Below are 14,032 nucleotides of genomic sequence, written 5' to 3'. Positions count from 1 at the left end.
ACCGCCGGTCGCGCATCGCCGGCACTCTCGGCCCGAGCGGCTGCGTGGTCCGTGCCCGCCCGGTCCTCAGTCCTCGCCGTACCGCGGGTCCACCGTCTCCGGTGTCAGTCCCAGCAGTTCCGCGACCTGCTCGACGACGATCTCGTGCACCAGGGCGGCCCGCTCGTCGCGGCCCTTGGTACGGATCTCGACCGGGCGGCGATAGACGACCACGCGCGCGGGATGCCCGTCGCGCGCCGCGATCGTGCCGCCCAGGGGGACCGCCTCGTCGCTCCAGTTCTCGCCCGAGCCCTCCAGACGGGGGACCTCGAGGATCATGAAGTCGATGTCCGCGAGCTGTGGCCAGCGTCGCTCCAGCCGCTCCACGGAGTCCTGCACCAGGTCCGCGAACACTTCGGAACGGCTCGCCGCGAGCGGCACCTGGGGCGGCGCCACGGGGCCGCGCATGCCCCTGCCGTGGCGGTCACGACGACGGGGACCGGCTGCTGCGGCGCGGGGCGGTACGGGGTTGTCCATCACTGACGAAGAGTAGTCCCCGCCCGGCCCGGCCGCCCGGCCCCACGCGGCCGCCCGCCGTCGGGCGGGCGGACCGACGGCGGTGGCCGGAATCCGTTCCGAATGTCTCTCAATGACCATTCAAGCCAACTTGGGCTCGATTTCGTATCCCTCCAGGACTGTCATTGGCATGGAAATTGACATGATTCGTACCAAGTGGTGATCGGATTCAGGTCTGTTCGGCACTCCGGCACCTGATGTCGCCCCAGGCCAGGGGCTGATGGCCGGAGGACGGCGCGCGGCGCTCCACAACACGACACGGTGGGGTGACCTGGGGGAGAGTCGTCGCGGCCCGCTCAAGAGTGCGGTACCGTCCAACCTCGTGAGCCCTGTACGTCGCTGTTCGCGCACCGCTTGCGGCCGTCCCGCCGTCGCGACGCTGACGTACGTCTACGCCGACTCGACCGCGGTCCTCGGCCCCCTCGCCACCTACGCCGAACCCCACTGCTACGACCTGTGCGCCGAGCACTCCGAGCGGCTCACCGCGCCGCGCGGGTGGGAGGTCGTCCGGCTCGCCGACTCCTCCGGCCCCTCGCGCCCCAGCGGTGACGACCTGGAGGCGCTGGCGAACGCGGTGCGCGAGGCGGCCCGTCCGCAGAAGCGCCCGGCGGAGGCCGGCGGCGGAAGCGCCCGCTCGGTGGACCCGATGGAGGTCGCGCGCCGCGGCCACCTGCGGATCCTGCGCTCGCCCGACAACTGAGCCCCGCTCCCCGCGACCGCCCCCTCCGGGCGGCTCGCCCCCTTTCGACGCCGCTCCGCGGACCGGCGACCCCGCACCCGGTTCTCCGCGCTTCCCCGTGATCGCCGCACCCGTCGTCGCGCCCTCGCCCCGCCCGCCTCGGGCGGCGCCTCCTCGCGCCGGTGTCCGGGGCGTCCGTGCGGCACGCGTCCCGCGCCCACCCGGCCCGCCCGCATCCGCCCCGCGTCCTTCCCGTGTGCCGATTCCGCTGAGCGACGCACACCCATCGACGTGAAGCTGTCGAGTCGAGGACATGACGATTTCGCTGTCGTGAGAAATCGCTTTCCGCATCACGGAAACCGGGGAGGCCTCCGTGTACGTCCAGGAGCTGCAACCCGTCGCCGACCCGCCCGGCCTGTCCGCCCTGGTGGCCGCCCTGCCCCTCGTCCTCGTGCTGATCCTTCTCGGCGGCGCCCGCGTGAAAGCCCACCTGGCGGGCCTGACGGGCCTTCTGGCGGCCCCGCTGGTCGCCTGGCTCGCCTACGGCATGCCGGTGGCCCAGACGCTCTCCAGCGCCGCCCAGGGCGCCGTGTTCGGTCTCTTCCCCATCCTGTGGATCGTCGTCAACGCCCTGTGGGTGTACCGGACGACCGTCCGCACCCGGCACTTCGACATCCTGCGCCGCTCGTTCGGGCGGCTGTCCGACGACCCGCGCGTCCAGGCGCTCGTGGTCGCCCACGTCCCGGCGCAACTCGCCGACATCGGCGCCGACTTGGCCGGCGCGGCCGCCCTGGTCGCCGTGCCCCGCGCGCAGGTGCCCGCCGCCGCGTCCGTACGGGCCCGGTCCTGACCGGCGTCCGCGGCAAGGACCTCGACGAGGAGGACCCCCGCCGCGAAGTCGTCCGCGCCCACGCCCCGTACGCCCTGATCGTCGCGATCTTCTCGACCGCTCGGATCCCGGCCGTGAAGGACTGGGCGACGCGGACGTGCGGCTGGCCCTTCCTGGACGTCGTCGACCCCAACGGCAGACCGGTGGGCGGGAACGTCTTCACCTGGCCGATCGTGGCCACCGGTGGCACCCTCGTGCTGCTCGCCGGGGTCTGCACGGCCGTGGTGCTCGGGGTGCGCGCGCGTGGCGCTGCGGGAATGGCTCGCCACCGCGCGCGAGTTGAGGTTCGCGATCCTGACCGTGACCTCCGTGCCGGCCCTCGCCTATGTCATGAACCTCTCCGGACAGGCCGCGACGATCGGCCACTTCGTGGCGGCGGCGGGCGCCGGACTCGCCTTCCTGTCACCCGTGCTGGGCTGGTTCGGCGTCGCGGTGCCCGGCTCCGACACCTCGTCGAACGCCCTCTTCGGAGCCCTCCAGGTGAGCGCCGCCCGCGAGTCGGGGCTGTCGCCCGAACTCCTCGCCGCCGCCGACGGTTCGGGCGGTGTCCTCGTAAAGATGATCTCGCCGCAGAACCTGACCACCGCCTGCGCGGCCGTCGGGCTCGCGGGCCGCGAGGGGGATCTGCTGCGCAAGGTGCTGCCCTGGAGTCTCGGGCTCCTGCTCGTCATGTGCCTGATCGTGGTGGGGCAGAGCTCGCCGGTCCTCTCCTGGATGCTGCCCCGAAACCGTCCGGAGCCCGTCCCGGGTCGGTCCGGTTTCGCGCGCGTGACGGGGCCGTTCCGCTGGTCACGGATGCGCCCCACTCGGGCTCGGCGCGGCTCGCCGTCAGCCCGGACGGGTAGTTTGGGGCGACCGAAGTGGACTTCTGGAGGGTTGGCCGTGACTGCTGATCTGTCGCAGCTCGTGAAGGCGTACGACGTACGCGGGGTGGTCCCGGACCAGTGGGACGAGCCGCTGGCCGAGCTGTTCGGCGCCGCCTTCGTCCAGGTGACCGGAGCGGACGCCATCGTGATCGGGCACGACATGCGGCCGTCGTCGCCCGGACTGTCCCGCGCCTTCGCGCGCGGTGCGGCGGCGCGCGGGGTCGACGTGACCGAGATCGGCCTGTGCTCCACGGACCAGCTGTACTACGCGTCGGGCGCGTTCGGACTGCCGGGCGCCATGTTCACCGCCTCGCACAACCCGGCCCAGTACAACGGCATCAAGATGTGCCGGGCGGGCGCGGCCCCCGTCGGCCAGGACACCGGCCTCTCGGAGATCCGCCGCCTCGCCGAGACCTGGCTCGACTCCGGCGCCCCGACGTCGGACGCCACACCCGGCGCGATCACGAGCCGCGACACGTTGGAGGACTACGCGGCCTACCTCCGCTCGCTCGTGGACCTGACCTCCGTCCGTCCGCTGAAGGTCGTCGTCGACGCGGGCAACGGCATGGGCGGCCACACCGTGCCCACCGTCTTCTCCGGCCTGCCGCTGGAGCTCGTCCCGATGTACTTCGAGCTCGACGGCACCTTCCCGAACCACGAGGCCAACCCGCTCGACCCGGCGAACCTCGTGGACCTCCAGAAGCGCGTCCGCGAGGAGGGCGCCGACCTCGGCATCGCCTTCGACGGCGACGCCGACCGCTGCTTCGTCATCGACGAGCGCGGCGAGCCGGTCTCCCCGTCCGCGATCACCGCGCTGGTCGCCGCCCGCGAGCTGGCCAAGCACGGCGGTGGCACGGTCATCCACAACCTCATCACCTCCTGGTCGGTCCCGGAGGTCGTCCGCGAGCACGGTGGCACCCCGGTCCGCACCCGGGTCGGCCACTCCTTCATCAAGGCCGAGATGGCCACGTCCGGCGCGATCTTCGGCGGCGAGCACTCCGCGCACTACTACTTCCGCGACTTCTGGAACGCCGACACCGGCATGCTGGCCGCCCTCCACGTCCTCGCCGCCCTCGGCGGTCAGGACGGCCCCCTCTCCGGGCTCGTCGCGGAGTACGACCGCTACACCGGCTCCGGCGAGATCAACTCGACCGTCGACGACCAGGCCGCCCGCCTCGCCGCCGTCAGGGCCGCGTACGAGGGCCGCGAGGGCGTCACCATCGACGAACTCGACGGCCTCACGGTGACCACCGAGGACGCGTGGTTCAACGTCCGCCCCTCCAACACCGAGCCCCTGCTCCGCCTCAACGCCGAGGCCCGCGACGAGGCCACGATGACGAAGCTCCGGGACGCGGTGCTGGAGATCATCAGAGCCTGAGCACCGCCCGCCGTCCGCTCCGACCGTGCTCACCGCCCGCCCCCGGCCGGGCGGCAGGCCCACCCTCCCGCGCCTCGTCCGGAGCGGCCGACTGCGGGTCTGCCGTCCGGACGGAGGTCCGGCCGTCCACCAGGAAGGCCGGCCCGGTGCCGGTCGGCCCGGACACCGGACCCGCCGTCCCGGCCGTGCGCCCGGGCGCACGGCCCGGCGAGGACCGCGCGGGGACGCGGCTCCGCACGGCCCGGTGCTCCGGCCCCCACGCCTCCACGAACCGGTCCCGCACCCCGGCGTCCGGGTTCCCGCAGCGGTACCCTGACCTGGCCGCATCCACCGTTTCGGAAGGACACCCCATGCCGCTCGAAGCCGGCCTCCTGGAGATCCTCGCCTGCCCGGCCTGCCATGCCCCGATCAAGGAGCAGGAGACCGAGCTGATCTGCACGGGAGCGGACTGCGGCCTCGCGTACCCGGTCCGTGACGGCATCCCCGTACTCCTGGTCGACGAGGCCCGCCGCCCCGCGTAGCCGAGGCGGCCGCCCGCCGGCGACGGCGCCGCGACCGCCGCGCGCCCGGGGAACGCCGCGCCGTCCCCGGGCGTTCCCACGGCGCGGCAGGCACGACGACACCCGACGACAGGCGACAGCGCCGCCGCCCGCACCGAGAACGGCGCCGCCGCCCCGATCGGCGACCGGCGCACCCGGCCGGCACCGGTCCGACCCAGCGCCGCTCGGCAGCCAGCGCGAGCGGCCCCGTGCAAGTGACCCCGGCGGCTCACGCGCAAGCGGCCCCCGGCGATCGGAGGCTCCCGACCCCATGCTCGACGAATCGCTCCTCGACGATCCCGAAGCGCTCGCCCGGGCCGACCGGCGGGCGCTGCTCCGTGGCGCCGCCGAGGCCGGCGCCCGGGTGCGCACCGCCGTCCGGCACGCCGCCGAGGCCGGCATCTCCGAGCTGAAGCCGGACGGCCGCCCGCGAGGCGTCCTGATCGCCGGCCCCGGCATGGCCGCCACCGGTGTCGCCGAACTGCTCGGCACCCTCGCCGGAGCCAGCTGTCCGTTCACCCGGATCACCCCCACCGGCGTCGCTCCCGCCGGAGGCGCCCTGCGCTGGGACCTTCCCGGCTGGGCCGGCCCCGTCGACCTCCTGCTGATCGCCACCCCCGACGGCAGCGAACCCGGCCTGGAACTCCTGATCGAGCAGGCCTACCGCCGCGGCAGCACCGTCGCCGCGGTCTCTCCCGCGGGCTCCCCCCTCGCCGAGTGGGTGGAAGGCGCGCACGGCCTCTTCGTGCCGATGGCGACCGCCCCGTACGACCAGGAGGAGCCCCTGGGAGCCTCCGCCCCCGGCGTGCTCTGGGCGCTCCTCACCCCGCTGCTGGCCCTCCTCGACCGCACCGGCCTCGTGTCGGCCCCGCCGGAGGCACTGCAGAAGGTCGCCGACCGCCTCGACCGCGTCGCCGAACGCTGCGGCCCCGCCACCGCCGCCTACAGCAACCCGGCCAAGACCCTCGCCGTCGAACTAGCCGAGGCCCTCCCGGTGATCTGGACCGAAGGCACTTCGGCGGGCCCGGCCGGCCGCCGTTTCACCGCCGCGCTCGCCGAACTCGCAGGCCGCCCCGCGCTCACCGCCGAGCTGCCCGAGGCGCTCGCCTCGCACAGCGTGCTGCTCTCCGGAGCGCTCGCCGCCGGCGCGGACCCCGACGACTTCTTCCGCGACCGCGTCGAGGAGGCACAGGTTATGCACGCGCGCGTTGTGCTCCTGCGGGACCGTCCGATCGGCGGGATCAGCGCCGCACCCGCCGCCCGCGAACTCGCCCTCGGCCACGACACCGCGATCAGCGAGCTCGAACCCGAGGAGGGCGGCGAACTGGAGACCCTCGCGGAGCTGATCGCCATCACGGATTTCGCCGCCGTTTACCTGGCGCTCGCCTCGGGGGCCTGATCTTGGGCGGGACACCGCGGCCCCGGCCCGCCGCCGGATCCCGGCACCGGCGTCCCTGACGCCACGCCTTCCGATTCACCGCCCGCCCCCGAGCGGGCCGAGCAGCGCACGTACGGAGAATGAAGACAGCCATGGACCGCCTCGACAACACCGTCCGCCCCTACGCCTGGGGTTCGACCACCGCGATCCCGCACCTGCTCGGCCTGGAACCGAGCGGCGAGCCCCAGGCGGAGATGTGGATGGGCGCCCACCCGGGCGCCCCCTCACGCACCGGGCGCGGTCCGCTCAACGAGGTCGTCGCCGAGGACCCGGAGAAGGAACTCGGCCGCGCCGCCGTCGCGAAGTTCGGCCCCCGGCTGCCGTTCCTCCTCAAGCTGCTCGCCGCCGGAGCCCCCCTCTCCCTCCAGGTCCACCCCGATCTCGAACAGGCACGGGAGGGCTACGAGGACGAGGAGCGCCGGGGTGTCCCGATCGACGCCCCGCACCGCAACTACAAGGACGCCAACCACAAGCCCGAACTGATCTGCGCGCTCACCGAGTTCGACGGCCTGTGCGGATTCCGCGCCCCCGAGGAGGCCGCCGAACTCCTCGCCGCCCTCGACGTCGACTCCCTCAAGCCGTACGTCGACCTGCTGCGCGCCCACCCCCAGGAGGCGGCGCTGCGCGAGGTCCTCACGGCGGTGCTGAGCGCCGACCCCGACGACATGGCCCGTACGGTCACCGAGACCACGGCCGCCTGCGCCCGCCTCGGCGGCGCCTACGCCCCGTACGCCGACATCGCCCACCACTACCCGGGCGACCCCGGAGTCATCGCCGCGATGCTCCTCAACCACGTCCGGCTCCAGCCGGGCGAGGCCCTGTTCCTCGGCGCGGGCATCCCGCACGCCTACCTGAACGGCCTCGGCGTCGAGATCATGGCCAACAGCGACAACGTCCTGCGCTGCGGCCTGACCCCCAAGCACGTCGACGTCCCCGAACTCCTGCGCGTGGTCCGCTTCGAGGCGGGCGACCCCGGCGTCCTGCGCCCCGAGGCGTCCGCCGACGGCGAGGAGGTCTACGCGACCCCCATCGACGAGTTCCGTCTCTCCCGGTACGTCGTCGCCGAAGGCGCCGACCCCCGCGACCTCACCCGCGGGACCCCGCAGATCCTGCTCTGCGCCTCGGGCGCCGTGCGGGCCGACGGCATCGACCTGACCTCCGGCGGATCGGTCTTCGTACCGGCGGGGGAACGGGTCGAAGTGTCCGGATCCGGCACGATCTTCCGTGCGACAGTGGTGGCCTGACGGGACGACAGCGCAGACCTGGGGCGCCGCCGCCGGACCGGGCTGCAAGAATGACGCACCGCAAAGAGCGGGCAAAGCCCTGGACCGGGGGTACGAGGGTACGAACGGGTCCGGACGGCGTACGAAGGGACAGCAGGAGCAGATGAGCGCTTCAGGCGGCACCAAGGCGATCGTGGCGGCACTCGGCGCCAATCTCGCGATCGCGGTATCGAAGTTCGTGGCGTTCGCGTTCAGCGGCTCCTCGTCGATGCTCGCCGAGGGCGTTCACTCGCTCGCGGACTCCGGGAACCAGGCGCTGCTCCTGCTCGGCGGCAAGAAGGCACAGAGAGCGGCGACGCCCGAGCACCCGTTCGGCTACGGCCGCGAGCGCTACATCTACGCCTTCCTGGTCTCGATCGTCCTGTTCTCGGTCGGCGGCATGTTCGCCGTCTACGAGGGCTACGAGAAGATCCAGCACCCGCACGAGATCGAGAACTGGTACTGGCCGGTGGGCGTCCTGGTCTTCGCGATCATCGCCGAGAGCTTCTCCTTCCGTACGGCCATCCAGGAGTCCAACGAACTGCGCGGTTCGCACTCCTGGTCCCAGTTCATCCGCCGGGCCAAGGCCCCCGAGCTGCCGGTCGTCCTCCTGGAGGACTTCGGCGCGCTCATCGGTCTCGTGCTGGCCCTCGGCGGCGTCGGCCTCGCCCTGCTCACCGGCGACGGTGTCTGGGACGGCATCGGAACGGTCTGCATCGGTGTCCTGCTCATCCTGATCGCGTTGATCCTCGCCGCCGAGACGAAGTCCCTGCTGCTGGGCGAGTCGGCGGGCCCCGAGAACACCGAGAAGATCGAGGCGGCGATCGTCGACGACGCCACCGTCACCGGCATCATCCACATGCGCACGCTCCACCTCGGCCCGGAGGAGCTCCTGGTCGCCGCGAAGATCGCCGTCAAGCACGACGACACGGCCGCCCAGGTCGCGACCGCGATCAACGCCGCCGAGTCCCGCATCCGCGCCGCCGTACCGATCGCCCGGGTCATCTACCTGGAGCCCGACATCTACAGCGAGGCCGAGGCCGCCAAGGGGCCGGACCGCGCGGCGACTCCCGGCGGACCGACGCCCTCGGCCGACCACTGACCGCTCCCGCCCGTACGTCGTCGGGGCCGGCCCGGAACCCGGGCCGGCCCTGACGGCCGTTCACCCCCTCGAACCCGAACGGTCCATGGCGGCGGCGAGGGCACCGTCCGACGTCCTACGACCGGGCCGGCGCCCCCGGGAGCCGGCACGGCCAGCACGGAACCGGGCCCGATCGGCGTGCCTGGACCCCTCCGTGGCCGAAGGCGGACTGGGGGCGGCGGGGCCCACCGGTGTAGCTTGGTCGGTGAGCCAGACGTCGCTGCTGATGGCGGTCGGGCGGTCCTCACGGACCGTCCGAGGGAGAGAGGGCCTCCGACGGACTGCGCTGCGCGCACCGGGTACAGCTGTGCCCTGCCGGAACACGTCCGTGCCCCGACGGGCATGCGGCAGTGCCCGTCGTCGCGCAGAACAGCCCTATCCACCTCGCCCCGACTCCGAGGAGCAGTTCGTCATGACGACTGTCGACCACCGACAGGACTTCAAGGTCGCCGATCTCTCTCTGGCCGCGTTCGGCCGTAAGGAGATCACCCTCGCCGAGCACGAGATGCCCGGCCTGATGGCGATCCGCAAGGAATACGCCGAAGCCCAGCCGCTGGCGGGTGCCCGGGTCACCGGTTCGCTGCACATGACGGTGCAGACAGCCGTGCTGATCGAGACCCTGGTCGCGCTGGGCGCCGAGGTCCGCTGGGCCTCCTGCAACATCTTCTCCACCCAGGACCACGCGGCCGCCGCGATCGCGGTCGGCCCGGAGGGCACGCCCGAGAACCCGCAGGGCGTCCCGGTGTTCGCGTGGAAGGGCGAGAGCCTGGAGGAGTACTGGTGGTGCACGGAGCAGGCGCTGACCTGGCCGAACACCCCCACCGGCGGCCCGAACATGATCCTGGACGACGGCGGTGACGCCACCATGCTCGTCCACAACGGCGTCCAGTACGAGAAGGACGGCAAGGTCCCCTCGGTCGACACCGCCGAGTCCGACGAGCACCGCGTCGTCCTCGAACTCCTGCACCGCACCATCACCGACGGCTCGCAGAAGTGGACCCAGCTCGCCTCGGAGATCCGCGGCGTGACCGAGGAGACCACGACCGGCGTCCACCGCCTGTACGAGATGTACCGCGACGGCACCCTGCTGTTCCCGGCGATCAACGTGAACGACGCCGTCACCAAGTCGAAGTTCGACAACAAGTACGGCTGCCGGCACTCCCTGATCGACGGCATCAACCGCGCCACCGACACCCTGATCGGCGGCAAGACCGCCGTCGTCTGCGGCTACGGCGACGTGGGCAAGGGCTGCGCGGAGTCCCTGCGCGGCCAGGGCGCCCGCGTGATCATCACCGAGATCGACCCGATCTGCGCCCTGCAGGCGGCGATGGACGGCTACCAGGTCACCACCCTGGACGAGGTCGTCGCCACGGCCGACATCTTCATCACCACCACGGGCAACAAGGACATCATCATGGCCGCCGACATGGCCAAGATGAAGCACCAGGCCATCGTGGGCAACATCGGCCACTTCGACAACGAGATCGACATGGCCGGCCTCGCCAAGATCCCCGGCATCGTCAAGGACGAGGTCAAGCCCCAGGTCCACACCTGGAAGTTCCCCGACGGCAAGGTCCTCATCGTGCTGTCCGAGGGCCGCCTGCTCAACCTCGGCAACGCCACCGGCCACCCCTCGTTCGTGATGTCCAACAGCTTCGCGGACCAGACCCTGGCCCAGATCGAGCTGTTCACCAAGCCCGAGGAGTACCCGACCGACGTCTACGTGCTGCCCAAGCACCTCGACGAGAAGGTCGCCCGCCTCCACCTCGACGCCCTCGGCGTCAAGCTGACGACGCTGCGCCCCGAGCAGGCCTCGTACATCGGTGTCGAGGTCGAGGGCCCGTACAAGTCGGACCACTACCGCTACTGAGCACGCCCGCCGAGCAGTGGTACCACCGCTCGGCGTCCGGATGTCAGCAGGCCCTCGCCGTTCCGGCGGGGGCCTGTCCCCGATGAGGACCTGAACGCCCATGCCCCGCGGCCGCTATTCGCTCCACGACCCGCACGATCACACCCCTCTCGCCGACGAGCACTTCCACTGCGCGCCCGGCCCCTCCGGCTGGCGCTACGTCTCCCGACTCACCGCGCCCGCCGGCCCGGATCCCGACGACGCACCCCCGCACGGCGCCGCCGCCGCGGCCGTCACCGGTTCCGTCGACCTCGCCCTCGACGAGCTCGGCCGCCCCATCCGCCTCGAACTCCACGCCGCGAACTGGCAGGTACGCGGCGCCGCCATCGACGGCGTGACCTGGGTCCGCACCGATCCCACCGGAATGGAGGCCGACGAGGGCAATGTGCCCGCCCACGGCTTCACCGGCGCCTCTCCCGCGTTCCTCGTCGCCACCGCCCGGCTCCTTCGTCTCACCCCGTCCGCGGCCGCCCCGGCGACCCGCGTACGCCTCGTCGCCTTCACCGACCCGGTCCTCGCCCCGCGCACCCTCGACCAGTCCTGGGCCTTGATCGCAAGCGAGACACACGCCACTGACAACGGTCCGCTGACCGTGGACGAGTACCAGGTCACGGCGCTGGACACGGGGGAGCGGTACTCCGTCCACCTCGCGGGGGACGTCGTGCTCGCGGCCCCCGGCATCGAACTCGAGGACCTCGGATCACCGCCGTCGGTGTTCACCTGACAGCGGGATCGCGACGCCGGCCCACTGGGGTCCGGCTACGCGGGCGGCACGAATCCGGTCGAGGGGCGTTCCGCCGGCTCGACCGGCGCCGCCGCCGGCGGGGAGGGCTGCCGTGCCGCGGGCTGCTGAGCCGTGGCGGGGTGTCCGCCGGGACCGGACGGGAAGGGGCGGCCGTCAGGCCCGACGGGCGGCACGGGAAAACCGCTGTGACCGCCGAAGGGAACGGGACCGCCCACCGGACCACCCGGCTGGAAGGGAGGGCCGCCGTGCCAGGGTTCCGCGAACCCGCCCGGCGCGCTCCCGAACGTCCGACGGGCCTCCCGGGTCTGCCGTTCCTGCAGCACGGCTGCCAGATACGCGCCCGCCGGCACACCCTGCGGGGCCGGAACTCCGGTACGAGCGGCGAGATCCGCGGCGAGTCGTTCCGCCATCGCCCCACCGACCTGCGGATCCAGCTGCCGCATCCGGGTCAGGTACTGCCGGACGGCCAGCCACAGCCCGTCCGGCACGGCGGACAGATCGAGCTCGGCGAACCGCCCCGCCAGCCAGGGCGGCGGCGGAGGAACGTACGAGGTACGGCCCACCGGTATCCGTTCCCGCACGACCAGAGTTCCCGCGAACACGTCTCCGAGGCGTCGCCCGCGCTCCGACACGAGCGAGGCGACGCACGCGACGATTCCGAACGTCATCAGGATCTCGACCACTCCCACGGCACCGCGCACCAGCGCGTGCCGGAACCGGATGGGCCCGCCGTCGTCACGGACCACCCGCAGTCCGCACGCCAGCTTCCCCAACGACCGGCCGTGGCTGAGCGTCTCCACCGCGATCGGCCCCCCGACCAGCACCAGAAGGAAACTCGCGATCGACAGGGCGATCTGCGCCGCCTCGTCCAGCCCGGCGGTCGCCGCGACCAGACCGATGGTCACCACGATGTACGCCGCCATCGCCACCGCCAGATCGAGCAACACCGCCAGCATCCGGCTCGGCAGCTTCGCGGGGCGCAACTCCAGCGCCACCGCCTCGCCCGTCACTAGCTCACTCACGATCGCCGTCCTTCCCCTGCCCTGCCCCGAGAACCGCCAGTCTGCCAAGCTGAGGGCGCATCGCGTCCCCGTACGACAAGCTGACATCCAAGACGAGCAGCCGAGGAGCAGGCAACAGGATGGATCTGGACGTCTTCGTCTCCGCCCACCGAGGCGAGTGGGACAGGCTCGACGCCCTGCTGCGCCGTCGGCGCGGCCTCACCGGAGCCGAGACCGACGAACTCGTCACCCTGTACCAACGAACCGCCACGCATCTCTCGCTGATCCAGTCCAGTGCGCCGGACCCCCAGCTCACCGGGCGCCTCAGCCAACTCGTGGCCCGCGCGCGCAGCGTCGTGACAGGAACCCGTCGAGCCTCCTGGCGCGATGTCACCCGTTTCCTGACGCACGGCTTCCCGGCAGCGGTCTACCGTTCCCGCCACTGGTGGGTCCCCACGGCCCTCGTGTCCACGGCGATAGCGGCCCTCCTCGGCTGGTGGATAGGCACCCACCCCGAAGTCCAGGCCTCGATCGCCGCGCCCAGCCAGCTGCGCGACCTCACCCGGCCCGGTGGCGAGTACGAGACCTACTACTCCAGCCACCCCGCCGCCTCCTTCGCCGCCCACGTGTGGACGAACAACGCCCAGGCCGCCGCGATGTGCCTGGTCCTGGGTGTCTTCCTGGGACTTCCGGTCCTGTGGATCCTCTTCCAGAACATGCTCAACCTGGGAGTCGGCATCGGCCTGATGTCATCGGCCGGCCGCCTCGACACCTTCCTGGGACTCGTCCTCCCGCACGGCCTGCTGGAGCTGACCGCCGTCTTCGTCGCCGCGGGCACGGGACTGCGACTGGGCTGGACGGTGATCGATCCGGGCCCGCGCTCCCGCCGCACAGCCCTTGCGGAAGAAGGCCGTGCGGCCCTGGGGATGGCAGTGGGCCTGGCCCTCGTCCTTTTCGTCTCCGGTGCCATCGAAGGCTTTGTCACGCCGTCGGGTCTCCCGACCTGGGCCCGCATCAGCATCGGAATCGCGGCTGAACTGGCCTTTCTCCTGTACGTCTATGTCCTCGGAGGTCGCGCGGCACGATCCGGCGACACCGGTGACGTTGCGGCATCCGAGCGAAGCGCCACTGTCCCGACGGCCGCCTGATGTGCGTGCGCCCCAGCTGACCTGCTAGTCTCCTCCTCGCCCCAAAAAACCCGTTGACACGGGTCGAGCGGGGAGGTAGATTCGAACAGTTGCCTAGAACTGGACATGTCCGGTGGTGGCGGTTTAGAGTCTGCATGCTTCTCGAAGCAATCGATTCTTCGATTGAGCAGAAGCCCCTCCTGATGATTCAGAAATGGTTGCCGGTCATCCGGCCCAAATGCTTCTGATAAAGTCGGAGTCGCTGAAAAGGGAAAACGCGAGAGCGAAAACCTGGAAAGCACCGAGGAAATCAGGCCCGAAAGGTTCTGATAGAGTCGGACTCGCCGGAAAGGGAAACGCGGAAGCGGGATCCTGGAAAGCGCCGAGGAAATCGGATACGGAAACGGATCTGGTAGAGTCGGAAACGCAAGACCGAAGGGAAGCGCCCGGAGGAAAGCCCGAGAGGGTGAGTACAAAGGAAGCGTCCGTTCCTTGAGAACTCA

The 14,032-nt window shown here is 71.8% G+C and carries 11 protein-coding genes and 1 pseudogene; 10 read left to right on the top strand and 2 right to left on the bottom strand.

Annotated features, from left to right (window positions below; genetic code table 11):
- Positions 1-66: 66 nt before the first annotated feature.
- A complete protein-coding gene (locus tag ACFYW7_RS16860) occupies positions 67-516 on the bottom strand; it encodes a metallopeptidase family protein (protein WP_389503699.1) in 450 nt (149 codons plus the stop codon).
- Positions 517-775: 259 nt separating this feature from the next.
- On the opposite strand from ACFYW7_RS16860, the gene ACFYW7_RS16855 reads away from it, so the two are divergent.
- The 9 genes and pseudogenes from ACFYW7_RS16855 to ACFYW7_RS16815 all read left to right on the top strand — a co-directional run bounded on the left by ACFYW7_RS16855 (position 776) and on the right by ACFYW7_RS16815 (position 11,380).
- Positions 776-1,255, top strand: a complete 480-nt coding sequence (locus ACFYW7_RS16855) for a DUF3499 domain-containing protein (RefSeq protein ID WP_389502782.1) — start codon at positions 776-778, stop codon at positions 1,253-1,255.
- A gap of 352 nt (positions 1,256-1,607) precedes the next feature.
- Positions 1,608-2,846, top strand: a pseudogene (locus ACFYW7_RS16850) (L-lactate permease); the annotation flags it as partial.
- A gap of 159 nt (positions 2,847-3,005) precedes the next feature.
- On the top strand, positions 3,006-4,367 hold the full coding sequence (locus tag ACFYW7_RS16845; RefSeq protein ID WP_389503697.1) for a phosphomannomutase/phosphoglucomutase: 1,362 nt from the start codon (positions 3,006-3,008) through the stop codon (positions 4,365-4,367).
- Positions 4,368-4,717: 350 nt separating this feature from the next.
- Complete coding sequence (locus ACFYW7_RS16840; RefSeq protein ID WP_355767387.1) at positions 4,718-4,888, top strand: Trm112 family protein; 171 nt, start codon at positions 4,718-4,720, stop codon at positions 4,886-4,888.
- Positions 4,889-5,177: 289 nt separating this feature from the next.
- Positions 5,178-6,305: an SIS domain-containing protein gene (locus ACFYW7_RS16835; protein ID WP_389502779.1), complete on the top strand. Its 1,128-nt coding sequence runs from the start codon at positions 5,178-5,180 to the stop codon at positions 6,303-6,305.
- Between the two features lie 131 nt (positions 6,306-6,436).
- Positions 6,437-7,588 (top strand): mannose-6-phosphate isomerase, class I, encoded by a 1,152-nt coding sequence (gene manA, locus ACFYW7_RS16830; RefSeq protein WP_389503695.1) that lies wholly within the window; start codon positions 6,437-6,439, stop codon positions 7,586-7,588.
- 142 nt (positions 7,589-7,730) lie between these two features.
- Complete coding sequence (locus tag ACFYW7_RS16825; protein ID WP_389502777.1) at positions 7,731-8,708, top strand: cation diffusion facilitator family transporter; 978 nt, start codon at positions 7,731-7,733, stop codon at positions 8,706-8,708.
- Positions 8,709-9,159: 451 nt separating this feature from the next.
- Complete coding sequence (ahcY, locus tag ACFYW7_RS16820) at positions 9,160-10,617, top strand: adenosylhomocysteinase (protein WP_389502775.1); 1,458 nt, start codon at positions 9,160-9,162, stop codon at positions 10,615-10,617.
- Positions 10,618-10,717: 100 nt separating this feature from the next.
- On the top strand, positions 10,718-11,380 hold the full coding sequence (locus ACFYW7_RS16815) for a hypothetical protein (RefSeq protein ID WP_389502773.1): 663 nt from the start codon (positions 10,718-10,720) through the stop codon (positions 11,378-11,380).
- 35 nt (positions 11,381-11,415) lie between these two features.
- On the opposite strand, the gene ACFYW7_RS16810 is transcribed toward ACFYW7_RS16815, so the two are convergent.
- A complete protein-coding gene (locus tag ACFYW7_RS16810; protein WP_389502771.1) occupies positions 11,416-12,423 on the bottom strand; it encodes an RDD family protein in 1,008 nt (335 codons plus the stop codon).
- A gap of 119 nt (positions 12,424-12,542) precedes the next feature.
- Between ACFYW7_RS16810 and ACFYW7_RS16805 the strand changes: the two genes are divergently transcribed.
- The gene (locus ACFYW7_RS16805; protein ID WP_389502769.1) at positions 12,543-13,550 is read left to right on the top strand and encodes a stage II sporulation protein M; all 1,008 of its coding nucleotides are present in this window, start codon (positions 12,543-12,545) and stop codon (positions 13,548-13,550) included.
- Positions 13,551-14,032 lie beyond the last annotated feature (482 nt).

The organism is Streptomyces sp. NPDC002580 (assembly GCF_042889485.1).
In the GTDB taxonomy this organism is placed as follows: domain Bacteria; phylum Actinomycetota; class Actinomycetes; order Streptomycetales; family Streptomycetaceae; genus Streptomyces.
This window is presented reverse-complemented; position numbering and strand designations above follow the sequence as displayed.